At 59.2% G+C, this 24678-nt stretch carries 25 protein-coding genes and 1 pseudogene; 15 read left to right on the top strand and 11 right to left on the bottom strand.

The features are described from left to right. Positions 1-82: 82 nt before the first annotated feature. Positions 83-949, bottom strand: a complete 867-nt coding sequence (gene cynR / locus IH404_RS08935) for a transcriptional regulator CynR (protein WP_148852362.1) — start codon at positions 947-949, stop codon at positions 83-85. 112 nt (positions 950-1061) lie between these two features. On the opposite strand from cynR, the gene IH404_RS08930 reads away from it, so the two are divergent. The 4 genes from IH404_RS08930 (at position 1062) to IH404_RS08915 (ending at position 5320) form a co-directional block, all read left to right on the top strand. Then, positions 1062-1703 (top strand): carbonic anhydrase, encoded by a 642-nt coding sequence (locus IH404_RS08930; RefSeq protein WP_194440295.1) that lies wholly within the window; start codon positions 1062-1064, stop codon positions 1701-1703. A gap of 27 nt (positions 1704-1730) precedes the next feature. After that, on the top strand, positions 1731-2201 hold the full coding sequence (cynS, locus tag IH404_RS08925) for a cyanase (RefSeq protein ID WP_005786081.1): 471 nt from the start codon (positions 1731-1733) through the stop codon (positions 2199-2201). 288 nt (positions 2202-2489) lie between these two features. Then, positions 2490-4343 (top strand): DUF2235 domain-containing protein, encoded by a 1854-nt coding sequence (locus IH404_RS08920; protein ID WP_005786080.1) that lies wholly within the window; start codon positions 2490-2492, stop codon positions 4341-4343. A gap of 134 nt (positions 4344-4477) precedes the next feature. Next, the gene (locus IH404_RS08915) at positions 4478-5320 is read left to right on the top strand and encodes a cache domain-containing protein (protein ID WP_005786078.1); all 843 of its coding nucleotides are present in this window, start codon (positions 4478-4480) and stop codon (positions 5318-5320) included. 64 nt (positions 5321-5384) lie between these two features. Here the strand turns inward: IH404_RS08915 and IH404_RS08910 are convergent, their stop codons facing one another. Together IH404_RS08910 and pobA are read right to left on the bottom strand one after the other, a co-directional pair. Then, positions 5385-6902, bottom strand: coding sequence for an MDR family MFS transporter (locus IH404_RS08910; protein ID WP_005786077.1), 1518 nt, complete (start codon positions 6900-6902; stop codon positions 5385-5387). A 66-nt stretch (positions 6903-6968) separates the two neighbouring features. Continuing rightward, complete coding sequence (gene pobA / locus IH404_RS08905) at positions 6969-8162, bottom strand: 4-hydroxybenzoate 3-monooxygenase (protein ID WP_005786076.1); 1194 nt, start codon at positions 8160-8162, stop codon at positions 6969-6971. 180 nt (positions 8163-8342) lie between these two features. Between pobA and IH404_RS08900 the strand changes: the two genes are divergently transcribed. After that, complete coding sequence (locus tag IH404_RS08900) at positions 8343-9218, top strand: helix-turn-helix domain-containing protein (RefSeq protein WP_005786075.1); 876 nt, start codon at positions 8343-8345, stop codon at positions 9216-9218. Here IH404_RS08900 and IH404_RS08895 read toward each other — a convergent pair. Both IH404_RS08895 and IH404_RS08890 read right to left on the bottom strand, forming a co-directional pair. Then, positions 9211-9390, bottom strand: coding sequence for a hypothetical protein (locus IH404_RS08895; RefSeq protein ID WP_003189580.1), 180 nt, complete (start codon positions 9388-9390; stop codon positions 9211-9213). The two genes, IH404_RS08900 and IH404_RS08895, sit on opposite strands and share 8 nt — an antisense overlap. Before the next feature lie 100 nt (positions 9391-9490). Next, positions 9491-10396, bottom strand: a complete 906-nt coding sequence (locus tag IH404_RS08890; protein WP_005786071.1) for a LysR family transcriptional regulator — start codon at positions 10394-10396, stop codon at positions 9491-9493. A 105-nt stretch (positions 10397-10501) separates the two neighbouring features. Here IH404_RS08890 and IH404_RS08885 point away from each other — a divergent pair, with 105 nt between their 5' ends. Both IH404_RS08885 and IH404_RS08880 read left to right on the top strand, forming a co-directional pair. Beyond that, entirely contained in the window at positions 10502-11368 is an 867-nt protein-coding gene (locus tag IH404_RS08885) for an MBL fold metallo-hydrolase (RefSeq protein WP_005786070.1), read from the top strand. A gap of 34 nt (positions 11369-11402) precedes the next feature. Next, positions 11403-12017: an NAD(P)-dependent oxidoreductase gene (locus IH404_RS08880; protein ID WP_005786068.1), complete on the top strand. Its 615-nt coding sequence runs from the start codon at positions 11403-11405 to the stop codon at positions 12015-12017. Positions 12018-12055: 38 nt separating this feature from the next. On the opposite strand, the gene IH404_RS08875 is transcribed toward IH404_RS08880, so the two are convergent. Further along, the gene (locus tag IH404_RS08875) at positions 12056-12925 is read right to left on the bottom strand and encodes a LysR substrate-binding domain-containing protein (RefSeq protein ID WP_005786066.1); all 870 of its coding nucleotides are present in this window, start codon (positions 12923-12925) and stop codon (positions 12056-12058) included. Positions 12926-13036: 111 nt separating this feature from the next. Here IH404_RS08875 and IH404_RS08870 point away from each other — a divergent pair, with 111 nt between their 5' ends. From IH404_RS08870 to IH404_RS08860, 3 genes are all read left to right on the top strand, one after another. Further along, the gene (locus tag IH404_RS08870; protein WP_005786064.1) at positions 13037-14674 is read left to right on the top strand and encodes a 5-guanidino-2-oxopentanoate decarboxylase; all 1638 of its coding nucleotides are present in this window, start codon (positions 13037-13039) and stop codon (positions 14672-14674) included. A gap of 131 nt (positions 14675-14805) precedes the next feature. Beyond that, positions 14806-15993 (top strand): cyanate transporter, encoded by a 1188-nt coding sequence (locus IH404_RS08865; RefSeq protein ID WP_194440294.1) that lies wholly within the window; start codon positions 14806-14808, stop codon positions 15991-15993. A 137-nt stretch (positions 15994-16130) separates the two neighbouring features. Next, a complete protein-coding gene (locus IH404_RS08860; RefSeq protein WP_005786061.1) occupies positions 16131-17072 on the top strand; it encodes a LysR family transcriptional regulator in 942 nt (313 codons plus the stop codon). Positions 17073-17098: 26 nt separating this feature from the next. Here the strand turns inward: IH404_RS08860 and IH404_RS08855 are convergent, their stop codons facing one another. Both IH404_RS08855 and IH404_RS08850 read right to left on the bottom strand, forming a co-directional pair. Then, a complete protein-coding gene (locus IH404_RS08855) occupies positions 17099-18019 on the bottom strand; it encodes a LysR substrate-binding domain-containing protein (RefSeq protein WP_005786059.1) in 921 nt (306 codons plus the stop codon). 260 nt (positions 18020-18279) lie between these two features. Beyond that, a pseudogene (locus tag IH404_RS08850) lies at positions 18280-18491 on the bottom strand (MFS transporter); the annotation flags it as partial. Positions 18492-18659: 168 nt separating this feature from the next. Here IH404_RS08850 and IH404_RS08845 point away from each other — a divergent pair. Beyond that, the gene (locus tag IH404_RS08845; protein ID WP_032803354.1) at positions 18660-19097 is read left to right on the top strand and encodes a hypothetical protein; all 438 of its coding nucleotides are present in this window, start codon (positions 18660-18662) and stop codon (positions 19095-19097) included. A gap of 162 nt (positions 19098-19259) precedes the next feature. On the opposite strand, the gene IH404_RS08840 is transcribed toward IH404_RS08845, so the two are convergent. Continuing rightward, positions 19260-19403: a hypothetical protein gene (locus IH404_RS08840; RefSeq protein ID WP_173664474.1), complete on the bottom strand. Its 144-nt coding sequence runs from the start codon at positions 19401-19403 to the stop codon at positions 19260-19262. A gap of 197 nt (positions 19404-19600) precedes the next feature. Here IH404_RS08840 and IH404_RS08835 point away from each other — a divergent pair, with 197 nt between their 5' ends. Next, positions 19601-20908, top strand: coding sequence for an MFS transporter (locus tag IH404_RS08835; RefSeq protein ID WP_005786058.1), 1308 nt, complete (start codon positions 19601-19603; stop codon positions 20906-20908). Continuing rightward, positions 20905-21663: a substrate-binding domain-containing protein gene (locus IH404_RS08830; RefSeq protein ID WP_005786057.1), complete on the top strand. Its 759-nt coding sequence runs from the start codon at positions 20905-20907 to the stop codon at positions 21661-21663. The genes IH404_RS08835 and IH404_RS08830 overlap by 4 nt, the downstream gene beginning before the upstream one ends. Here the strand turns inward: IH404_RS08830 and IH404_RS08825 are convergent. Further along, the gene (locus IH404_RS08825) at positions 21655-22557 is read right to left on the bottom strand and encodes a LysR family transcriptional regulator (RefSeq protein ID WP_005786055.1); all 903 of its coding nucleotides are present in this window, start codon (positions 22555-22557) and stop codon (positions 21655-21657) included. The genes IH404_RS08830 and IH404_RS08825 overlap by 9 nt on opposite strands. A 24-nt stretch (positions 22558-22581) precedes the next feature. On the opposite strand from IH404_RS08825, the gene IH404_RS27810 reads away from it, so the two are divergent. Then, complete coding sequence (locus tag IH404_RS27810) at positions 22582-23172, top strand: type II toxin-antitoxin system ParD family antitoxin (protein ID WP_232289410.1); 591 nt, start codon at positions 22582-22584, stop codon at positions 23170-23172. Further along, entirely contained in the window at positions 23169-23522 is a 354-nt protein-coding gene (locus IH404_RS08815) for a type II toxin-antitoxin system RelE/ParE family toxin (protein WP_005786051.1), read from the top strand. Before IH404_RS27810 ends, IH404_RS08815 begins: the two co-directional genes overlap by 4 nt. An 18-nt stretch (positions 23523-23540) precedes the next feature. On the opposite strand, the gene IH404_RS08810 is transcribed toward IH404_RS08815, so the two are convergent. Then, a complete protein-coding gene (locus IH404_RS08810) occupies positions 23541-24578 on the bottom strand; it encodes a histone deacetylase family protein (RefSeq protein WP_005786049.1) in 1038 nt (345 codons plus the stop codon). Positions 24579-24678 lie beyond the last annotated feature (100 nt).

The raw sequence follows: 24678 nt of genomic DNA, 5'->3' as shown, positions 1-24678 counted from the left end.
TGGCACACCGAGATCCAAATGTGGGAAGGGGCTTGCTCCCGATATAGGTGGATCAGCCAAAAAACTGTTAACTGACACTCCGCTATCGGGAGCAAGCCCCCTCCCACATCAGCTCGACGAACGCCCTGCACGCGGCGCTGCGATAGGCGCCCTTGCGGCTCAATAGTGCGGCAGTACGCTGCGGCAGCGGTGGGTCGATGGTCACGGCGTGCAGCCCCGTCTGCGCCTCGGCCAGTGCTTGGGGCAGGACGGTTGCCAGTGACGTGTTGCGGACGATTTCGATGATTGCGCTGATGGAGTTGGCTTCCATGGCGATAAATGGTTTCACACCTTGCCCGCGGCAGTAGTCATCGATATGGCGGCGGGTAGCGAAGCTCGTGTTCAGCAGCACCAGGGGTTGTTCAAGCCAAACGAGTCGGCTCAATTGGGGATGGCTGGCACTGACCACTACGCTCAGTTGTTCGACAAACAGCCCCTCGCACTCAATGTCCGGCCCATGTTCGCCGGTAAATCCGATACCGATATCCAGCAGGTCCTCGCCCAGTGCAGCTTCGATACGGTCCTGGGTCAACTCCTCGACGCTGAGGGTGATGCCCGGGTACAGCGTATTGAATCGCGCCAGCAACGGGCCGATCAGGTAGGCGGTGAAGGTCGGCGTCATGGCCAGGCGCAAATGCCCGCGGCTGAGGTCCTGCACATCGTGTATGGCGCGGCTGCCGGCCTGCAGATCCTGCAACGCCAGCCGCGCAAAGCGCACATAGGCTTGCCCCGCATCGGTCAGGCTGATACTGCGCCCGGAGCGGTCGAGCAGCGGCGCGCCGAGGCTTTCTTCCAGCTGTTTAATCTGTTGTGAGAGGGTCGGCTGCGATACATGCAGCGCTTCGGCGGCGCGGGTGAAGTTGCGATGCTCGGCAACGGCGAGCAAGTAACGGATATGACGCAGCAGCATCGACAGCGCTCCAGCTATAGGCATGACTTATAGACAGCATCATAAACCGGTCTTGGACGCTATAGCCGAAAACTTCCATCCTTGCCCCATCAGCGACGCAAGGAGAACCACCATGCAGCATCTCATCGATGGCTTCCGCAAATTCCAACGTGAAGCCTTTTCCCAACGCAGCGACTTGTTCAAGCACCTGGCGACCACACAGAACCCCGGCACCTTGTTCGTGTCCTGCTCCGACAGCCGTGTCGTGCCGGAGCTTCTGACCCAGCAGGAACCCGGCGATCTGTTCGTGATCCGCAATGCCGGCAATATCGTGCCGTCCTACGGCCCCGAGCCGGGTGGTGTATCGGCCACGGTCGAATATGCGGTGGCGGTACTCGGGGTCAGCGACATTGTGATTTGCGGGCATTCGGACTGCGGCGCCATGACTGCCATTTCCACCTGCAAGTGCCTGGACCATCTGCCGGCCGTGGCCAACTGGTTGCGTCATGCCGAGTCAGCCAAGGTGATCAATGCATCCCGTACGCATGTCTCGGACGCTGCGCGCCTGGATTCATTGGTGCGTGAAAACGTGGTCGCCCAACTGGCTAATCTCAAGACTCACCCCAGCGTTGCGCTGGCCCTGGAACAAGGCCGGATGAACCTGCATGGCTGGGTCTACGACATCGAAACCGGCGGCATCGACGCTTTGGACGGGCACACCGGGCGCTTCGTCTCCCTGCTCGACCATCCAACCACCCGCGCCCACGCTGCCTGAACCTTAACCACCCAAGAGGACATCACCATGTTGCAATCCCAATTCGCCCAAACCCCACGCCTGGCCCTGGCCGATACCGTTATCGACCTCAAGGCACGCAAGAATCTGTCATGGCAGGACCTCACCGATGGCACCGGCCTGAGCCTGGCGTTCGTCACCGCCGCCCTGCTCGGCCAGCACCCACTGCCCAAGGAGGCGGCCGACATCGTGTGCGACAAACTCGGCCTCGACCAGGACGCCAGCCGCCTGCTGCAAAGCGTCCCACTGCGCGGCAGTTTCCCCAGCGGTGTGCCGACCGATCCGACGATGTACCGCTTCTACGAAATGCTGCAGGTCTACGGCTCTACCTTGAAGGCCTTGGTGCATGAGCAATTCGGCGACGGCATCATCAGCGCCATCAACTTCAAGCTGGACATCAAGAAAGTCGAAGACCCGGACGGCGGCTCCCGTGCGGTCATCACTCTGGACGGCAAATACCTGCCCACTAAACCCTTCTGATTCCCGAGCGACCGTCTACGCTCTTGTCACACCAACAAGACCGAGGGACGGGTATATGAACACACTGCTGCGACTCACCTGGCTGCTGTGTTGCAGCCAGGTACGGGCCAGCTGAAAAATTTGACGTGTGAATACTCCAGTTTCACCTGCACCTTTTTCGCAAATTACCACTTTCACCCTTCACGACCCCAGACTTAGTTCATTCAACGACTAGGGTAATGGAACGGCAACTTTTATCTGCCGACTACCAAAACCCCAGCAGCTGAATAACAGCATGGAGCCGAGCGCATGACACTTGATACGCCAGTAATCACTATAAGGATCGGATTATTCTTTGATGGAACCGGAAATAACGCTTTGAACGCCCTGGCTGGCACCCCTGACAAAGGAGTCAGCTACCAGGGTGCGATTTCAAATATTTATCGACTCTATAAATACTACACCACTACCATCGTTCCAGAGACATTGATGCAAACGGGGATTTATATGGAAGGTGTGGGTACCAAAACCAATGATTTTGACAGCACGCTGGCGATGGCCGTAGGCGTGGACCTTCCATTAACCATAGGCGGCTACGGCGTTTTTGCGAAGTATGCCATGGCGGTTAGCAAAGCCTGTGCAACGATCGGGCAATTATTGTCTTCCATGCTACCAACACAGAAAAACGTAAACATCGAGTTTGACGTGTTTGGTTTCAGTCGCGGCGCTACCATCGCGAGACACTTCGCCAATATGGTCATATCAAAAAACAATTCTATATACCTGCCCATCGCTGAAATATTAAAAAAGTACGACATGGTACTGAGACAAGATCTAGACATTCATTTTCTGGGACTCTTCGACACTGTGGCGAGCATCTGGACATTGAATAACGGCCAGTGGCAGGACCCTCATGATACGGGCAATACTTCCGGCATGGATATTGAACTACGCTTGATTCATCCCAGCAAAGTGCTGCAAATCCAATCCATGCATGAGTATCGGTATAACTTCCCTCTGCGCAGTGTGCAACCGCCTTACGTAGAACTGCCCTTACCCGGCTGCCATTCCGATATAGGTGGCAGTTACGCCCTGGGCCCTGCCGTTCAAACTGAAGTTTGCCGCATCACACCAAAACGTTATTGGCCAAACCCGCACTACGATCCAAGAGCGCATGTGGTGGATGAAATTAATAACTTAAGAATGGATCCTATACTTAATGTTCTGCTGGAGCATAGTTCTGTCGAGTACTCTGTACTACCACTGCCCTATTATCAAGGTATCAGTCGTCGCGAGGTGAAAGGCGAATTGCAGCTCATTGCTGGCTGGGTAATGCTCGATACCGCCTGCCATAACGGTTGCAGTTTTGACAAGGACGCGTTCAAGGCGGACTACCCAATACCTGATGACCTCAAGCCTTTTTTACGCACGGCACTGATCCGGCGAAACGAAGTCAGCTCCCACATGCCCTTGACACCGTACTCCCCGCAAGAGCTGGCGTTTCTTGCGAGAGACTATATTCATATTTCGGTGGACTGGAAAAACGTATTAATGCCTTTTGCCCCGAGGCCGCTTAACCTGCTGACGGAGCCATTGCAGCAGCACATGCACGCGCAACTAGCGCTGGAGACGCACTTCAACGGGATTTTTGGCAACGAAAGTCCAAATCGACCCGATATGGATTGGCAGCGCAAAATTTTCATGAATGCTCACTCGATTTTCCCCCACCTCCGTCTGGGTGAGATGCGAGCAGAAAATTTCGTATCCGATAGCGCGATCATCATCGATAAAGTAGTAAGTTATTCCACGCCCCCCGCTCTGCCCCTCGATCACTGGAGCCTGGAAGGATTATGGAACTACGCCAATCAGACAATAACCCTGGACGCGCCTGGCGGCCGTATTGTCTACCGCTTCAATAGCCGTGACCTGTATTTGGTACTAGGCCCCGCAGTCGACGGCAATCATGTCCATTTTGAAGTCAAGCTCGACGGCCAGGCGCCTGCCCCGTACTCAGGCAGCGATGTAGCCCCAGACGGCACCGGCACCGTGATATCGAAGCGAAAGTATCATCTGGTTCATCGAACCGATAACACTGAAGAGCAAACATTCAGCATTACGTTTTATGGACCTAAAGTCGTGGTCTATGCTTTCGCTCTTGAGTGATTTCCCGGCTCTAAATCGCCCGACTCAACCACATCACGATAACCTGTCTCCTTTCCACAATAGCTGATGCTGACGGCGCGCTGAGCAAGAGCCGTCTACGCTCTTGTCACACCGACAAGACCGAGGGACGGTATATGAACACACTGCTGCGACTCACCTGGCTGCTGCTGTTATGTGGCTGCAGCCAGGTGCATGCTGCAACGGCTCAGGAAGCGGATGCCCAGGCCGCCAAGACCTTGCTGGAAAAGGCCTTGGCGTACTACCACAAGCAAGGTGACAAGGCCTTTGCCGCCTTCAGTCGACAGGGCGAATTCATCGACCAGGACCGCTATGTGTTTGTGGTTGATACCCAAGGCGTACTGCTGGCCAGTGGCGGCCCCTCGTCTGCGCTGATCGGTCGCGACGTGTCCGAGGTGCTCGGGCCGGATTTGCGTCAGTCATTCAAGGACGCGCTCAAGGTGCCCGAAAGCCAGGGTGTCCAGCAGGCCGACTATCGCTGGCAGAACTGGAACGACGGCAAGGTCGAACACAAGCATGTGTTTTATCAGCGGGTAGGCAAACGCATCCTGGCGGTGGGTTATTACCTGCCACGGGCCACGCCGGAACAGGCACGGGCGCTGCGTAACAAGGCGGTGGATGCGCTGGTGAAGGATGAAACCGGCACGCTCAAGGCCATCAACTCACTGCAGGGCGGCTTCCTGCAGGATGACCTCTATGTGTTTGTGGTTGACCTGAATACTCGACGTTATGTGGCACACGGGACAAACCTGCGTCTGATCAACACTGACTTTGCCAAGATCAAGGACCCGGATGGCAAACCGGTGGGTGAGCCGATCCTCAAGATGATGGCCGAGCAGGACCAGGGGGAATACAAATACCGCTGGAAAAACCCGGTGACGGGTAAGGTCGAGAACAAGCACGCTTATGTGCGCAAAAGCGGGCATTTCATGGTTGCGGTGGGGTATTACAGCCCCTGATCTGTTGGCTTTGATCGTTCCCACGCTCTGCGTGGGAACGCCGCCTGGGACGCTCCGCTTCCGCTTATCTAGCTTTGTCTTCACGACCGCGCAGTACCCGGTTCGGCATCACAATCGCCGCCGCCAGCCCAAACACCGATACCGCCGCGCTCACCATCAGCAAATGCCGAAACGTCACCGCCAACTCCCCGCGCAGCGCATCCTGCGCCGGGCCGGGTGCCGCGTTGAGGCCGTCAAGCAGCACGTTGCCAGAACTGCCTTCGGCCACCAGTGCGGCGCTCGTCAAATGGGCGAAACTGGAATCGTGCAACAGCGCCAGCAGCAACGCCGACATGCACGCCACCCCCACTGCCCCGCCCAAAGAGCGGAACAGGTTGGTGGTACTGGTGGCCACACCGATATCCCGTTGCTCCACCGAGTTCTGCGTACCCACCAACGAGGTCGGGAACTGCATACCGGCGGCAATGCCGCACAACAGCATGAATACGCTGGTGAGCACCACCGCCTGGGGCGCGCTGTAGGCCATGCCGAGAATCGCTAGCGGGCTCAACACCGCGCCGCTCAGGATCATCGGTTTATAGCGGCCAGTCACCGAGGTCATGCGCCCGGCGAAATACGCGCCCATCGGCAAGCCCATCGCCAAGGGCAGCAAGTGCAGGGCCGCACTGTCGGCACCGGCGCCGGTCACGGTCTGGTAACGCAGGGGCATCAGCACGGTCAGGGAAATCGCCTGGAAGCTGGTGACAAAAATCGTGCACCAACACAACACCGCACTGCGGTTGGCAAACAAGTGCATGGGCAGCAGCGGTTCGCGCGCGCGGCGTTCGTGCCACACAAACACGCTCAACGCCAGCAGTGCGCAGGCCAGCAACCCCAGCACTTGAGCGTCACGCCACGAATGGCCCTGGCCGATTTCGGTGATGCCCAGCAACAAGGCGGTGAGGCCGATGATCATCAGCACCGTGCCGAGGTAATCGATGATCGGCTTGCGCTGCGGCACCGGCAGCCCCACCAGAGTGCGATGGGCCACGTACCAGGCGCCGGCACCCAGCGGCAGGTTGATCAAAAACACCCAGCGCCACGACAAGTACTCGGTCATATAGCCGCCCAGCACCGGCCCCGCCACGCTGGCCACCGCGTACATGCTGCTGAAATAGCCCTGGTACCGGCCGCGTTCGCGAGGGGGAATGATGTCGCCGATGATTGCCTGGCTCACTGAAATCATCCCGCCGGCACCGACGCCCTGGAGAATCCGCGCCAGCACCAATTGCTCCATGCTTTGCGCCATGCCACAAAACAGCGACGCCAGGGTGAACACGCCCATGCCGATCAGCATCATGGGCCGGCGCCCATACAGATCGCCAAGCTTGCCGTAGATCGGCACCGCCACGGTCATCGCCACCATATAGCCGGAAATCACCCAGGCCAGCAGGTTGACGTCATGAAACTGCGCGGAAATGGCCGGCATGGACACCGCCACAATGGTCTGGTCCAGGGCGCCGAGGAAGATCGCCATCATCAGCGCAGCAAGAATACTGCGCACGGCGGGAACGGTTGGGGCGGGCTGATTGAGGTGAGTCACGGCAGAACCTTCGAACAAGGCCCGCAGGACAAGATCGCCCGCGGGAATGCTCAATACGATAGCAGGCTATTCGATAGGCTCGTAAGCAAGCCCGACGTAATTTTCTGCAATGGTTTTGCGCCCGGCATCCGAGTGGATGAAATAATCCAGCTCACTCTCGGCAATGCGCTGGCTGAAGGCGTCCGCCTGGGGAAACTCATGCAGCATCGAGGTCATCCACCAGGAAAATCGCTCGGCCTTCCATACCCGGCGCAGGCAGATCGCCGAGTACTTTTGCAGCAAGTCCAGGCGCCCTTCGCGGTACACCTTGAGCAAGATCCGGAACAACGTGCTCACATCACTGGCCGCCAGGTTCAAACCCTTGGCGCCGGTGGGCGGGACAATATGCGCAGCATCGCCAAGCAGGAACAGGCGCCCGTACTGCATGGGCTCCACCACGAAGCTGCGCAGCGGCGCGATACTTTTTTCAATCGAGGGGCCGGTCACCAACTGCTGCGCCAATGAACCGGGCAAGCGGGTTTTCAGCTCATCCCAGAAACGCTCATCCGACCAATCCTCCACAGCCTCGTCCTGCGGCACTTGCAGGTAATAACGGCTGCGCGTGGGTGAGCGCATGCTGCACAGGGCAAAACCCCGTGGGTGTTTGGCATACACCAGCTCGGCGTGTACCGGCGGCGTATTGGCGAGCACCCCCAGCCAACCGAAGGGATAGACCCGCTCGAATACCTTCAACGCCTGCGCCGGAATCGATTGGCGGGCGACGCCATGGAAGCCATCGCAACCGGCGATGTAATCGCACTCCAGGCGATAGGCTTGGCCTTGGTGATTGAACGTCAGCCAGGGTCGATCACTTTTCAGATCATGGGGCTGTACGTCGCACGCCTCGTACAGCGTGGTCGCGCCGGCGGCTGCGCGGGCGGCCATCAGGTCGCGAGTGACTTCGGTCTGGCCGTAGATCATCACCGATTGGCCACCGGTCAATGCCTTCAGATCGATCGGGATAAGTTGGTCATTGAGGGCAATGTCAAAGCCGGTGTGCACCAACCCCTCAGTCTCCATGCGTTGGTTCACCCCGGCTTCGCGCAACAGGTCGACCATGCCCTGCTCCAACACACCGGCACGGATGCGCCCTTGCACGTAATCGGCGCTCTGGCGCTCTAGAACAAGGGTTTGAATACCAGCGTTGTGCAGCAGCTGGCCGAGCAGCAATCCAGACGGACCGGCGCCAATAATGGCGACTTGGGTTTTCAGGGTTTTCATTATTTTTATGGCCTTCACGCTTTACCCGAACGTATCGAGTGAAAGAGTTGTCAGTGGACGTGTGGCTGACATTTTTCACTTGAGCGAACCGCATAAGAAGGTGAAAACTGCGTCAAAGCCTGCGCTTTTCGCCAATCGGGGCGATTACCGAACCATTATCCTGAGTATCGGATTGAAACCATGACCAAAACCGCGATTCCGGTCTTCAAGCTTTACGGGGAAAGCCAGCAGTGGCCGACGCCCGATTTGTTGCACTGCGAAACCATTTCCCGGCGCAGTCGGGAATACCAGTGGGAAATCCAGCCCCACCGGCACGCGGATCTGTGCCAACTGCTGTATGTGCACAAAGGCCAGGCACAACTGGAAATCGAAGGCCAGCGCACCACCCTCAATGAAGCGAGCCTGCAAGTGCTGCCGCCACTGTGCGTGCATGGCTTTCGTTTTTCCGAAGATGTGCAGGGTTATGTGGTGACCCTTTCGGCGCCGCTGGTCAGCCATTTGCAGGCGCAATTGGGCGACACCGTCGATGGCCTGCAAACCCTCGGCAGTTATCCTGCGGGCAAGGACAGCGACTACTTGAACAACCTGTTCGTGCGCTTGCAGGACGAATACGCCGATGATCAACCGGCACGGGACATGATGTTGCACGCCTTGGTCAGCGTGCTGCTGGTGTGGGTCAGCCGCCAGGCGATCCAGCGCCGTCATCCACGCGCCCCACGTGGTCGTGAGTATTTTCGGCGTTTCACCCAACTGGTCGAACAGCATTACCGTGAGCACCCCAAGATTGAAGATTTGGCCCACAAGCTGGGCATCTCGGTCTCACACTTGAACGGGACTTGTCGGGAGTTGGGCGGGCAACCGGCGTTGCAGATCATGCATGACCGCCAGTTGCTGGAAGCCAAGCGCTTGTTGACCTACACCAGCATGACCATCAATGAGATGTCCGAGGTGCTGGGCTTTTCCGACCCGACCAACTTCTCACGACTGTTTCGCCGCAGGGTCGGGTTTTCACCCAAGGCGTTTCGCGAGCAATTGAAGGCCGAGCAGCCTACCTGAGCGCGCTGAAACTGCCGGTGCGCGGCACGCATTGGTCCTGGTGGCAACTGATCGCGAACGCCGCCGGTTGCATGCGGGTTTGTTCGACGCGATAGGCGGCTGTCCCGTACAACGCAGTCGCCAATGCGCAGAGGGTGAAAATCGTCAGGTATTTTCTGGTTTTGATACTCATGGCACAGACCTCTGAACGGATCTACACGGTGCTGTTTAAAGCATAGGTCAGTCAGCGCAAGTTGCCATGATTGGCTGCCATTCAGCGCGTTTATATCGCCTTAGAGGCCGACGTCCCACGCAGGCGCCTCCGGAAACCGCAGCACCAGAAAATCCAGCAGGCTGCGCAGTGCCGAGGGCATGTGCTTGCGCGAGGCGTACACCGCATAGATGTTCATCTGCCGTGGCTCTGCTGCAGGCAGCAAGCGCACCAGTTCACCACTGCGGATCAGGTCACCGGCCTGATAACTGGGGAGCATCGCCACCCCTGCCCCGGCCAGGGTTATACGCAATAACGTGCTGGCCTCGTTGGCGGTGATATTGCCGTGCACCGGCACCGACACGTGTTCGCCCTGCTCTTCGAAATGCCACAGGCTCTTGCCGAAATAGGAGTGGGTCAGGCAGTTGTGCCGGGCCAGGTCTTCGACTTTCTGCGGCGCCGGATGCTCACGCAGATAGGCCGGTGTGGCACACACCACCGAGCGGCACACGGTCAAGCGCCGGGCGATCAGGTTCGGGTCCAGGTCATTGCTGGTGCGGATCGCCAGATCGATGCGCTCATCCACCAGGTTCACCGTGCGGTCGAGCATCTGCAAGTCCACCGTCACCAGCGGGTAGCGCTTGACGTACTCGGCAATGGCCGCGCCCAACTGCGCCTGGCCGAACGAGGTACTGACGCTCAGGCGCAACAAGCCCCGGGGCGCGTCATCGGGCTCGCTGACGGCGGCCTGCATATCAGCGCACAGCTCCAGCAATTGCCGGCAGCGCGGCAGGGTTTCGCTCCCGGCAGCAGTGAGGCTGAGCTTGCGCGTGGTGCGGTGCAGCAGGCGCGCGCCGACCCAATCCTCCAGCTCAGCCAGGTAACGCGAGACCACCGGGCGCGACAGGTCCAGATGATCGGCGGCGGCAGACTGACTGCCCAGGTCCACCACAGTGACAAACACGCGCATTGCTTGAAGACGATCCATGATCTGCCCGATTTCAGAAACAAACTATGTCCAAGCATCGCATTTTTTGTGGTGTTTTATGCAACTAAGCTCTACCCACCCCTTACCAATGGCAGGAGCTGCCCAATGTTCTCGACCTTCAAACGCTTGACCCTGGCCACTGCCGCCCTGGCCTTCGCCGCCCACGCGGCAGCCGCTGAGCTGAAACTGGACGTGTACAACCCCGGCGAAGCGGCGATCTTTCCCGTCAGCTCGGTGCTGGTCAGCGGTGCCAAAGACGCGATCCTGGTGGACGCCCAATTCGGCAAAGGCCAGGCCGAACAACTGGTGCAGAACATCCGCGCCAGCGGCAAGCACCTGACCACCATCTACATCAGCCATGGCGACCCGGACTACTACTTCGGCCTCGACACCCTGACCGCCGCCTTCCCCGACGCCAAGGTGCTGGCGCCGCAACCGGTGGTCGACCATATCAACGCCACCGTCGCCGGCAAGCTGGAATATTGGGGCCCGAAAATGGGCGCCGACAAACCGGCCAAGACGATTGTGCCGCAAGTGCTGCAAGGCCACAGCCTGACCCTTGAAGGGCAACAGCTTGAAGTGGTGGGTCTGGACGGTCCGCAGCCGGATCGCAGCTTTGTGTGGATCCCGTCGATCAAGGCTGTGGTCGGTGGTGTGGTTGTCGCCGAAAACATTCACCTGTGGATGGCTGACACTCAGGGCGCGCAATCTCATAAAGACTGGTTGAGCACCCTTGAGCGCATTGAAGGCTTGAAGCCAAAAACAGTGATCCCTGGCCACTACCTGGGCACCCCATCGCTGGCCTCGGTGAAATTCACCGCCGACTACATCAAGGCCTTCGACATCGAAACCGCCAAGGCCAAGGATTCCGCCGCCCTGATTGCGGCCATGAAACAGCGTTACCCCACCCTCGCCGACGAAAGCTCGCTGGAATTGAGCGCCAAAGTCGCCAAGGGCGAAATGAAGTGGTGATCGGCTTTAAACCCTAACCCTGATGGAGAACGTCATGAGCAAAATCGCAATCATTGGTGCCACCGGCCGTGCCGGTAGCCAACTGCTGGAAGAAGCCCTGCGCCGCGGGCATACCGTTACCGCCATCGCTCGCAACACCGACAAGCTGGGCGTACGCCCAGGCGTCACGGTCAAGCAGGTGGATGCCCTGGACGCCGATGCCCTGCAACACGCTATCAGCGGCAGCGATGTGGTGATCAGCGCCGCGCACTTTGCCACCTTGCCCGCCAGCGCCGTGATCGGCCCGGTGAAAAAGGCCGGGGTCAAACGCCTGCTGGTGGTGGGCGGTGCGGGTTCGTTGCTGCTACCGGACGGCAGTCGCGTCATCGATAGCCCGGGTTTCCCGGCGGAGTACAAGGCCGAAGCCAGTGCCGGGGCTGACTTCCTGGAAACGCTGCGTCAGGAAAAGGAATTGGATTGGACGTTCCTCTCGCCATCGGCGCTGTTCGACGGGACCGAGCGCACCGGCAAATTCCGCCTGGGCCAGGATGACCTGTTGGTGAGCAGTGACGGTAACAGCTCGATCAGCTTTGCCGACTACGCCATCGCCATGATCGACGAGGTTGAAACACCCAAGCACTCGCGTAAGCGCTTCACCGTTGGCTACTGACACCACGCGGTAAACATGTGGGAGGGGGCAAGCCCCTCCTACATTTGTGCCTGGCTGGCCAGCCAATCCATCAGGGCCAACAACCCGGCAGAAGGCACTGTCTGCGGCGGATACACCAGGTAATAGCCCATGCCCGTCGGCACCCGCAGTTCAAACGGCATCACCAGGCGCCCCGCCTTCAGGTCCTCGCCAATCAGCGCACGATCACCGATCGCCACGCCCGAGCCTTGTGCCGCCACCGTCATCGCCAGGTCCAGCGTTTCGAAATGATGCCCCTGGCTCAGACTGCTCAGGCGCGTACCCGCCGCTTTTAACCACAATGCCCAATCCCGCTGATCCCGCGTGGGGTGCAGCAGCACCTGGTGTTGCAGATCTGCTGGCGTGTGCAAGTTGTCCAGCAAGGCCGGCGCACAGACCGGTGTGAGTTGTTCATCGAACAAATGCCGAGCCTCCTCGGACTGCTCGGCGATGGGCGCATAGATCACCGCCGCATCAAATGGCTCGCGACGAAAATCCACGGTGTAGGCCACGGTGGTGGTGAGCTCCACCGGTACATCCGGGCGCTCCCTTTGCCATTGCAGCACGCGTGGCAGTAGCCAGCGCATCACACAGGTGGACGCCTTGAGCTGCAAAACCTCGCAGCGATTGCCGATTTGCTCCACGGCCTCACCGATCACGCCGAACACCTGCTGCACCCGCAGCGCCCACTCGCGACCTTCCTCGGTCAGGCTCAAACCCCGCGCCTGGCGCACAAACAACCCATAGCCCAAATGCCGTTCCAACCCCGCGATCTGGCGGCTCACCGCCCCCTGGGTGATGTGCAGTTGCTCGGCGGCGCGGGTGAAGTTGCAGCATTGGGCCGTGACCCAGAAGGTGTGCAATGCGGGCAACGGTGGAAGGCGTTTCATTAGGGCGCAGCCATGACGTGAGGACATGGCGAGTATGACTTTTTATCGATTGTTGCCGCTACCGGCCAGCCGTTCCAATAGCGCCTTCAATCCATAACAAGAGCGACCGGCATGGCAACCTGCGGCGAAGTATTGGTCCACCTCCTGAAAGGCTACGGTGTCGATCATGTGTTCGGCATCCCCGGTGTGCATACCGTGGAGCTGTACCGTGGTTTGGCGCGCTCCGGCATCCGTCACGTCACCCCGCGCCACGAACAGGGCGCCGGGTTTATGGCCGACGGCTACGCGCGCACCTGCGGCAAGCCTGGTGTGTGTTTCATCATTACCGGCCCGGGCATGACCAATATCACCACGGCCATGGGCCAGGCCTATGCCGATTCGATCCCGATGCTGGTGATTTCCAGTGTGCAGGCGCGCAGCCAGTTGGGCGGCGGGCGTGGCAAGTTGCATGAGTTGCCGAATCAGAGCGCACTGGTGGCCGGCGTGGCGGCTTTTTCCCATACCTTGATGTCGGCCCACGAATTGCCCGGCGTGCTGGCACGGGCGTTTGCACTGTTTCAGGCCGGGCGGCCGCGCCCGGTGCATATCGAGATTCCGTTGGATGTGCTGGTGGAAAATGCCGATGCCCTGCTGGGCAGCCAGCCGGTCAGCGTGGCCCGCGCCGGAGCGGCACCGACGGCGATCGAGCACATGAGCCGCTTGCTCGCCACCGCCCAACGCCCGCTGATTCTGGCCGGTGGCGGCGCCATCGATGCGGCGCCCGAGTTGACCCGCCTGGCCGAAACCCTCGGCGCGCCCGTGGCCCTGACCATCAATGCCAAAGGCCTGTTGCCTGCCGCACACTCATTGTTGATCGGCTCGACCCAGACCCTGGCGGCCACCCGCGCCCTGGTCGCCGAGGCCGATGTGGTACTGGCCATCGGCACGGAACTGGCGGAAACCGATTACGACGTGACCTTCGCCGGCGGCTTCAAGATTCCCGGTACGTTGCTGCGCATCGATATCGACCCGGACCAGACCGTACGCAACTACCCGCCCGAGGTGGCCCTGGTGGCCGACGCGAAAATCGCCGCCCGGGCGCTGCTTACCGAACTGGACCGCCAGCCACTGGCGCCGCGCAATACCGATTGGGGCCCGGTCCGCGTCGCACGTTTGTGGACCGAGCTGGAGCCCACTTGGGACGCTGCCACCCGTGCACACACGCGGCTTCTCAACACCGTCCTGGAAGAACTGCCCGGCGCCGTGCTGGTGGGTGATTCCACCCAACCGGTGTACAGCGCCAACCTGACCCTGAACCTCGACCGACCACGTCACTGGTTCAATTCATCCACCGGCTACGGCACCCTGGGCTATGCCCTGCCCGCCGCCATCGGCGCCTGGCTGGCGCGCGGCGATGGGCAACCGGTGGTGTGCCTGATCGGCGACGGCGGCCTGCAATTCACCCTGCCGGAACTGGCCAGCGCCGTGGAAGCCGGCACACCGGTGATCGTGCTGTTGTGGAATAACCAGGGCTATGAGGAGATCAAGAAATACATGCTCAATCGTGCCATCGAGCCTGTGGGTGTAGACATTTACACCCCGGACTTTATTGGCGTAGCCAAGGCCCTGGGCTGCGCGGCAGAGAGCATCGAAGGCATCGAGCATCTGCGCTCGGCACTGCGCGCCGCAGCTAATCGCCAGGGGCCGACGCTGATTGAAATCGACCAGGGGCGGTGGGAGTCGACCAGGCCCGGAACTCGCTCTATGTGACTCTGGTTTTCCCCTGTGAGAGGGGCGATCTGTCAGTTATCCGCAATTTTTAGATAGCCCCAGCGACTTTCTGATTTGCCCCACTTGCCCCTGCATGGCCTGATTCGCCCTTGTTCGATCAAGGCAGGCCCATGGAAAACGTTCACGCAAAACCCACCACCGCCGTATGGCTGATGATCAGCGTGGTGCTGGTCGCCCTTAACCTGCGACCGTCGATGGCGGCTGTGGGGCCGTTGTTGTCGTCGATTCGCGCGGACGTGCCGTTGAGTTTCAGCAGCGCCGCCTTACTGACCATGTTGCCGGTCATGGCCATGGGCCTGGCGATGTTTGTTGGCATGGGCCTGGCCAAGCGCCTGGGCGAACATCGCAGCATTATGCTGTCGCTGCTGGTGATTGGGCTGGCGACCTTATCGCGATTGTTGCTGGATTCGGCGCTGGAACTGATCGTCAGCGCGATTGCCGCAGGGGTCGGCATTGCGCTGATACAGGCGTTGATGCCGACGCTGATCAAGTCGCGATTCAGCGCTGACGTTTCACTGTTCATGGGCCTGTATGTGACTGCGATCATGGGCGGCGCTGCGCTGGCGGCATCACTCTCACCCTTGGTGCAAGTGCGCACCGGCAGTTGGCGCATCGGCCTGGCGATCTGGGCGGTGCTGGCGCTGTTGGTGCTGGTGTTCTGGTATGCCCAGCGTTCGGCTCTGCCACCCTTGCCTCAAGCAGCTTCGAGCACTCGGGAATCATTTTTCAGCAATCGCCGCGCCTGGTTGCTGGCGATCTTTTTTGGCCTGGGCACGGCGTCCTATACCTGTGTATTGGCGTGGCTGGCGCCCTACTACGTCGAACAGGGCTGGAGCGAGCAGAATGCCGGCTTGCTGCTGGGCTTGCTGACCGCCATGGAGGTGATCTCCGGCCTGGTCACCCCGGCCATCGCCAACCGACGCCAGGATAAACGCGGCGTGATCGCGGTGCTGCTGACGCTGATCATCCTCGGGTTCTGCGGCCTGATCCTCAGCCCACAACACTGGAGCCTGCTATGGCCTTGCCTGCTCGGCCTGGGTATCGGCGGGCTGTTTCCCATGAGCCTGATTGTGTCCCTCGACCACCTCGACAACCCACGGCGCGCCGGCAGCCTTACCGCGTTTGTACAGGGCATCGGTTACCTGATTGCCGGCATGTCGCCCTTGATTGCCGGAGTGATCCGCGATCAATTGGGCAGCTTTGAAGGGGCCTGGTGGTCGCTGACCGCGGTGACTGTGGTGATGCTGCTGATGGTCCTGCGCTTCAACCCCCGGCATTACGTACGACATATCCGCTGACGTCGTATTACAAACAGTATTTGTCCCACACGAAACATTGACGAGTCCTACAGAGCTTTCTATTGGTACGAGCGTTCCGTTAACATTTTGCTCAGTCTTGTACTGAGTTCGGTACAAAGGGTTTACGGACGAAACCGATGCTAAACAGTAACTCGCTCAGAAAGCTCGATATGCAGGATTTGATGGTGTTTATCGCCGTCTACGACCAGAGCAGCGTTACTGATGTGTCCGAAACGCTGTTCGTCAGCCAGTCCACGGTGAGCTACAGCCTGAAGAAGTTGCGCACCAGCTTTGAGGATGAGCTGTTTATCAACACACGGGCCGGTATGCGTCCGACGTACAAGGCCACCACCATGTACGGGCATGTGCAGAAAATCCTGGAAAGCATCAACCTGTGTCACGCCGGTGGCCAGGCCTTTGACCCGACCCAACAGGCGGTGACCTTCAATGTGTGCGCCCCGGAATACTTCGAGCAACTGATCCTGCCACGGCTGTTGAAGCACTTCGACCATGCCGACCTGCCGGTGATCGTCAATGTGCAGAAGCTGGAAACCGACATTCCTGTCGATGACCTGCGTGAAGGCCGCCTCGACCTGGTGATCTGCTTCGGCCCGCACTTTCATCGCACCCATAAAGACTTCAAGACCCAGATGCTGCTGGAGGATGACCTGGTTTGCGTGTTCGACCAGCGCTCGGCGCCCAGGGAGCCGGCGTTCAGCCTGCAATCTTTCGTCGAGCGGCGTCACATATTCCCCACGCCATGGTCCTCCGACACCAACATGATCGACGGCTGGCTCGCACGTCAGGCGCGCAAGCGCCAGGTGATCGCGCGGGCCAATAGCTACAGCGCAGCGTTGAAGATGATTACCGGCACCGACTTCATCGTCACCCTGCCGCGTCGCGTGCAAAAGTTGCTGGCGCCGGCACCGGGGTTCGGTGTGTGCGAAGCACCCAACGGTTTGCCGGGGTTCACCCTGGATATGCATTGGAAGGAAACCAATGGGCAAGACAGCGCCAATAGCTGGTTTCGTGAGCAAGTGGTGAAGGTGTGTGAGGAACAGCTGCAAGCGGCAAGTTGAAGGCGCCAAGCCGTCTCTACAGTTGCTTAGCTTGGAGCCGGGAGCTTGTCACTCATGAACGCCTCCAGCCGCGAACGCATCCAGCGCTCCGCCGGGTCGGTGTCGACGTGGCTGAGCCAGACCATCGACAAATCCAGGGTCGGGGTTTGGAAGGGAAACGGCTCGCAGTACAGATTGCCGCTGGCGGCCATGGCTTGGGCGGTGTAATCCGGCAGGCTGGCGATCATGTCGGTGCCGGCGAGCAACGCCGGCAGCGAACTGTATTGCGGCACCGACAGCACCACATGGCGCTTGCGGCCCACCTCCGCCAGCCACTCATCGGCAAACCCGGCCACGTTGGCAGTGTGGGACACCAGCACATGGGGCCGTGCGCAATATTCATCGAGGGTCAGCGGCGTGTCCGAGGCATCGGCGCGCAGCAGGCAGGGGCGGATATGCCGCAACAGCTTGCGCTTGGCATTTGCCGGCAGGCCGCGGGTCTGGGTGATGCCGACGGTGATATCGCCCGACGCCAGCAAGTCGGGAATGCGCCAGTAATCCACATGCTGCACCACGAACACCACCTGCGGCGCCTCCTGGCGCAAGGCACGCAGCAACGGCGGTAGCAGGCCGAACTCGACGTCATCGGACAGGCCGATGCGAAAGGTCATGGTACTGATGGACGGATCAAAGTCATGGGTCAGGCTCAGGGCCGATGACAAGGAATCCAGGGCCGGCGACAGGTGCTGGATGATTTCCTCGGCACGGGCCGTGGGCTCCATGCGATGGCCGACACGAATGAACAACGGGTCGTTGAACAAGGTGCGCAGGCGGTTGAGGGCCGAACTGATGGTGGGCTGGCCGAGAAACAGCTTCTCCGCCACCCGCGTCACATTGCGCTCAAGCATCAGCGCTTCGAAGACCACCATCAGGTTGATGTCGGCCTTGCGTAATTCATTGCGATTCATCGGCGCCCACCCCTCTCCCCAAGACAAGCCGCAGTTTAGAAAGGCCACAGGGCTGCGTCTATGTGCGCACTGTTCATCCGGCGGCTTTGGGACTATAAATCAGCGCTTGAAGGTCGCAGAGACTCCATTGTGCTGATCATTTTCGCCCTGAGCCTACTGTTCAGCGGTTTTTTGCTATGGGCCATCAAATTCATCGTTCACCCCACCGCCAGGACTTTGCTGCGCGTTTTCGTCGGTTTATGCCTGGCGGCGGTGGTGGCTTACCTGGTGCTGGCTTCCGGGTTTCCGACCTCGTTGCCGGTGTGAGGGGCCTCCTGGCCCTGGCGCAGGCGTAATGCCGACAACGCGGCCACCACCAACACCACGACAATCACTTTCAAGCGGTTCATGGCATTACCGGTGCTCATCTCAATGGCGCCCATCACCGAACGCCCGACGAACCCACCAAAAACCCGCAAGCGTTGACGAACCCCTGTCCAGCAAAATTCGGTCGTCGTTCTCTTCCAGGCAAGGCCGTTTCCACAAATCAACTGAATCGATTTACTGTTAGATCTGACAGTAGATTTTCACTGACATTAGTATTAATCATTAATCACGAAAAAGGCTGTTAACTATTACTAATACTGATGAGAACTCCATCATGACGACTATCGAAAAACGTGCAACTACAGGTCGCTTAGAAGCCGATATCGAAGGTGACACTGAACGGTGGGTGGCTGACTCAGTTATCTATCAGGCCGACACGAACTCTTTTGTAGTAGGTGGTCCAGAAGAAGGAGTCATGTTCAAAGGTTTGTATTTTACATTCCCCACAGATATCTCTGTTGGTGAGCATGCAATCAATAGAGGTACCAGAGTCGGCGCGTGGTTCAATCCCGGCAGGGCAAACAGCTGGATTGCCGATGAAGAAGGAGGAACGGTGAATGTGTTATCAGTTTCCTCGAACGACGCTTCTATCAAAATATCTTTCAATTTTGTTGCAGTTAACCCGGCAAACAACCAAGAACGTAAGAAAATAGATGGCGAGGGCGAGTTCGAGGGACACTCCCTGAAAAGCGACGTAAAATATAAAAAATAATAATTATTTGCCACCCACATAAATAAAGCGCTTATCTTCAACTTCGAGGAAAACGAAATATAAATATACCCCTTGCATCGGTCATATATGAGAGCGAAGGTACTTTGACGCCCCCCCCCACACATACAACGTCGCTCTCAATTTTTTTGACTGGATGGGTACTCAGGGTTTCAGCGGACGCTCCTGGTCCCGCTCGGAAAGCTCAGTCCCATCATCGGGATGCTTCCAGGTCTGCGGTTTTTCCTCCTCCTGTCGCCGGGGTTGTTCGCGCTCCGACTCATTCTGCCGTTTCTGTTCGTCAGCCATTACCACCTCCCATCCGTAAGAATTGGACACAGGCTCAAGTATAGAACAAGGCAGGTCTTTTGACGGAGGCACTGATTGATAGCCAGCGCGCATCAATCAATCCAAATTTGTCACTTATCATTTCTAAATGTGTCAGCCACTATCCCCATTCTTAAGCGAAACAAGCACTTTAAAAAGAACGCTGGAGACACAAAATCATGACTAGCCCTTCCCGGCCCGCCCCTGCCAGCTCGAAAGTAGGCGCTGTATTGCGCGTTACTTCGGGCAACTTCCTCGAACAGTTCGACTTCTTTCTGTTCGGGTTCTACGCGACCTATATCGCTGCCGCGTTCTTCCCCGCCGCTAATGAGTTTGCGTCATTAATGATGACCTTCGCCGTGTTCGGCGCGGGCTTCCTGATGCGACCACTGGGCGCAATCATTCTGGGTGCCTATATCGATGACGTGGGCCGTCGCAAAGGCTTGATCGTGACGTTGTCGATCATGGCCAGCGGTACGCTATTGATCGTGCTGGTGCCCAGTTATCACACCATTGGCCTGTGGGCGCCGCTGCTGGTGCTGCTGGGCCGCCTGCTGCAAGGCTTCTCGGCCGGTGCGGAATTGGGCGGTGTCTCGGTTTACCTGTCTGAAATGGCTACGCCGGGCCGCAAAGGTTTCTACACCAGCTGGCAGTCGGGCAGCCAGCAGATCTCCATTGTGGTGGCCGCCGCGCTGGGTTATGGCTTGAACGTGTGGATGGAACCGTCGGTGGTCGCCGATTGGGGCTGGCGCATTCCGTTTGCCGTTGGTTGCGTGATCATTCCGTTTATCTTTGTGCTGCGTCGCAACCTGCAGGAAACCGAAGAGTTCGCCAACCGCAAGCATCGCCCGACCATGCGTGAAGTGATGGCGACCCTGGTGAAGAACTGGACCGTAGTCATCGGCGGCATGTTGATGGTGGCCATGACCACCACCGCGTTCTACCTGATCACCGTGTACGCACCGACCTTCGGCAAGACTGTGCTGCAACTGAGCACTTCCGATGCCCTGCTGGTGACCTTGCTGGTGGCGGTGTCGAACTTTTTCTGGCTGCCGATCGGCGGCATCCTCAGTGATCGCTTCGGCCGCAAACCGGTACTGATCGCCATGACCGTGCTGACTGTTCTCACTGCTTATCCAGCGCTGTCCTACGTGGTCAACGCGCCAAGCTTTGCGCACATGCTGGAAACCCTGTTGTGGTTCTCCTTCCTCTACGGCCTGTACAACGGCGCAATGATCCCGGCGCTGACCGAAATCATGCCGGTGGAAGTGCGCGTGGCGGGTTTCTCCCTGGCTTACAGCCTGGCGACTGCGGTCTTCGGTGGCTTCACGCCGGCGATTTCCACCTGGTTCATCCACATCACTGAAGACAAGGCATCTCCCGCCTATTGGATGATGTTCGCCGCACTGTGTGCACTGTGTTCAACCCTGGCGTTGTATCGCCACGCCAATACCCGTGGCCAAGTCATGCAGGAGGCGGTGCAATGAAGCCTTTATTCAAATCCCTCACTGCCGTTGTCCTCGGCGCCCTGGCGCTAACGGCCCAGGCCGAAGAGCTCAAGGTGATGACCTCCGGTGGCTTCACCGCCGCCTATAAACTGCTTGGCCCGCAATACGCCAAGCAAAGCGGGGACACCCTCGACACCATTCTCGGCCCGTCCATGGGCAAGGCGCCGGAAGCGATTCCCAACCGCCTGGCCCGCGGCGAGCACGCCGACGTAGTGATCATGGTCGGCTACGCCCTGGATGAGCTGATCAAGCAAGGCAAGGTCGACCCCGCGTCCCGCGTGGAATTGGCCGATTCGCGCATTGGCCTGGTGGTGAAGGAAGGCGCGCAAAAACCTGCGATCAATACCGACGCCGAACTCAAGGCCGTGCTGAGCAAAGCCAAATCCGTGGCGTACTCGGACAGCGCCAGCGGTGTGTACGTCGAGAAAGAGTTGTTCAAGAAACTCGGTATGCCGGCCAAAGGCACCATGATCGAACGCGTGCCGGTGGGCGAGCAGGTGGCCAAGGGTGACTACGAAGTGGGCTTGCAACAGGTGGCTGAATTGCTGCCGGTCAAGGGCGTGACGTTTGTCGGCAAAATCCCGGAAGACGTGCAATCGGTGACACGCTTTGCGGCGGGCATTCCGGTCAACGCCGAACACCCGGATGAGGCCAAGGCGCTGCTGCAGTTCATGGCCTCGCCGCAAGCTCAACCGGTGGTGCAATCCACCGGCCTGGACTCGGTGTCACGCTGACCGAAACGGCATCTCCCGCACCAATCGCTCCAACTCCAGCGCCGCGGGCGGCAGTGTCCGCCCGCGGCGCTTGATCAAGCCCACATTGCGCATCACCTGCGGCTCTACCAGCGGCACACTCACCAGAATCGGGTGCTCGCACGCCGGCATCGCAATCGACGGCACCATCGCCACGCCCAGCCCCGCCTCCACCAGCCCGATCATGGTGGTCACGTGGTGGGTCTCGCAGATACTCGGCTTTTTCACCCGCACGCCACGCAGCGCCTGGTCGAGCAGGAAGCGGTTGCCCGAGGTTTTGTCCACGCTTATGTAGTCGTGTTCATAGGCTTCGGTCCAGGTCACGCTCTCACGCATGGCCAACGGATGGTCACGCCGACAGGCAAGCACATAACGCTCCTGCAGCAACAGCTCGAACTCGACCTCGTCGGCCAGGCTACCGCTGAAGCTCACGCCGAAATCCGCTTCACCGCTTGCCACCGCATTGCTCACTTCACCAGCACTGGCATCGAGCACCCGCAGGCGAATCTTCGGATACAGCTTGTGGAATTCGGAGATCACGTGGGGCATGAAGTAATACGCGGTAGACGGCACACAGGCGATGGTGACGTTGCCCATGCGGGTGGACGCGACGTTGCTGATGCCCATCAAGGCGATGTCAAGATCGTCGAGCATTCGCTCCACCTGGGGCAAGAAGGCACGACCGACCATGGTCAGACTGACCCGCCGTGTGGTGCGTTCGAACAGCTTTACATCCAGGGCGGATTCAAGCTTCTCGATGCGTCGGCTGAGGGCCGGCTGCGAGATACGGATGGCCTCGGCGGCGCCACGGAAACTGCCCTTGTCTACCACGGCGCGGAAGGCTTGGAGGTCGTTGAGGTCGAAATTGATGATCACGGGAGGCGGGCCAAAGTGGTCGGGGTGACGAGCATTATCGTATGGGAGTCGATGGGATGCCATGCGAGCCGGGGCGGCTTTATCGAGATAATCCTGTTACAGATATCAAGTCATACATTTCAGCAGCTTATCGGCTACCTGCGGCCACGCGATCGTCAAAACGGGTCAATACTTGCGGCCTGGACCACACAACTGGAGACGCAGCAACTTATGCAAACCTACCCCTTCTGGATGGACGACGAGACGCCGGATATCGGCATTGATCAGTTGCTTGTTGCATCGCGCCAATGGTCAAGTAGGATTGAATCCTACTCACTTCTGGCGGACATCCCAATGCGCTCAACCCAGCAAATGAGCATCACCTTGCCCCTTGAAATGGCGGCCCTGGTCAAAGCCAAGGTGGCTGCCGGCGAATATGCCAGCGAAAGCGAAGTGATTCGCGACGGATTGCGGGTGCTGCTGGCACGTGACCGTGCCATGGAAGACTGGCTGAGGGACGAAGTCATCCCGGCAGCGACCGCTCTTGAGGCACAACCTGCGCGCGGGTTATCTGCAGAACAGGTTCGCGAGCATATGGCAGCCAGGCGTCAGCGCAAAGGCACCGGGAACGCGTGAGCTACTCGGTGGTTTTTTCGCCTGAAGTCCTGACGCAACTCGATGCCCTTGAGGATTACATCTGCGATGCCGGCTCCCCCTTGGTAGCGACGCGCTTTATCGACAATCTCGTCAGCTACTGTGAAAGCCTCGCCCTGTTCCCCTTGCGTGGCGCGCGCCGTGACGACCTGCTTACAGGCTTACGCATCACGCACTATCGTCGCAGCACCATCATCGCGTTCAGGGTGAGGCCTGATTGCGAAACGGTGTCGATAGTGGGGGTATTTTATGGCGGGCAAAACTACACGGCGCTGTTCCAGGGTGAGGGGAACGACTGCTCATTGATAGATGAAAAGCCTGCTGAAAACTGATCGGCAGGCCTTTAGCGCTTAATCGACTGATAGTTTCTCCCAAGCCGCTGGCGCACTGAAAAACGCCTGCGCATTACTGTCCAGCGTCTCCAGGTGATACCCCCCCTCCTGCACGATCAGGCACGGTAACCCCAGCCCTCGAATGCACTCTCCCAGCCGCGCAAAGCCTTCCCGCGTCACCGCGACCTTGCTTTGCGGGTCCAACTCGTAAATATCAAAGCCCAGTGACAACACCAGCACATCCGCCGAGAAGTCCTTCACCGCTGCCAGGGCCAGCTCCAGCTTTTCGAAAAACAGCGCTTCGCTGGCACCGTGGGGCATGGGCAGGTTGAGGTTGAACCCTAAGCCTGGGCCATCGCCTTTTTCTTCGGCAAAGCCCGCCACCCCAGGATAGAAGTTGGTGGGATCGCCATGGATCGACGTGTAGAGCACGTCATCGCGCTGGTAGAAAATCTCCTGGATGCCTTGGCCGTGATGCATGTCGGTATCGAGCACCGCGACGCGCTGGAAGCCTTGGCGTAACGCTTGCGCAGCCACCGCCGCATTATTGATGTAACAGAAGCCGCCCGCCGCATCGAAGCGAGCGTGATGACCCGGCGGGCGGCACAAGGCGTAGGCGGCAGGTGCGCCATCGAGAATCGCCTTGGCAGCGGCGACGGCGCTTTGGGCTGACCAATACGCCGAGCGCCAGGTCAGTTCACCGATCGGGCAGCTGCCATCGGCCAGGTAACGGGCCGCCTGGGCCAGAATACCGCGCAGGGCGTTGGGCTCGCGCACGAAGATGTTGGACATGACTTCGTCGCCCCAGTCTTCGGGGATTTCCTTCCAACGCTGGTGAGCTTCTTGGAGAAAATCCAGATATGCAGCGCCGTGCACGGCGAGCAGCGGTTCCATACCGTAGTCGCTCGGTTGCTGGATATCAAAGCCCAGGGTTTGCGCAGCCAGCAGCAGGTTGCGCGCACGCTCGGGGACCTCCTGTGGCGTGCGCATCTGGCCACGAGAGTAGTAGCTGCGTGGGTGATGCAGCAGTTGTTCGGGATGGAAAAACGTATTCATAGGATGCTCCTGGATAAACACAGAACCTGCGGGAGCTGGCTTGCCTGCGATTGCGCACGGTCAGAGCACAATGTACTGCCTGCTTCACCGCTATCGCAGG

The sequence above is a fragment of the Pseudomonas sp. OST1909 genome (assembly GCF_015277575.1).
Classification (GTDB): Bacteria; Pseudomonadota; Gammaproteobacteria; order Pseudomonadales; family Pseudomonadaceae; genus Aquipseudomonas; species Aquipseudomonas synxantha_A.
The sequence above is the reverse complement of the archived record's forward strand: the minus strand, read 5'-3'. Positions and strand labels throughout refer to the sequence as shown.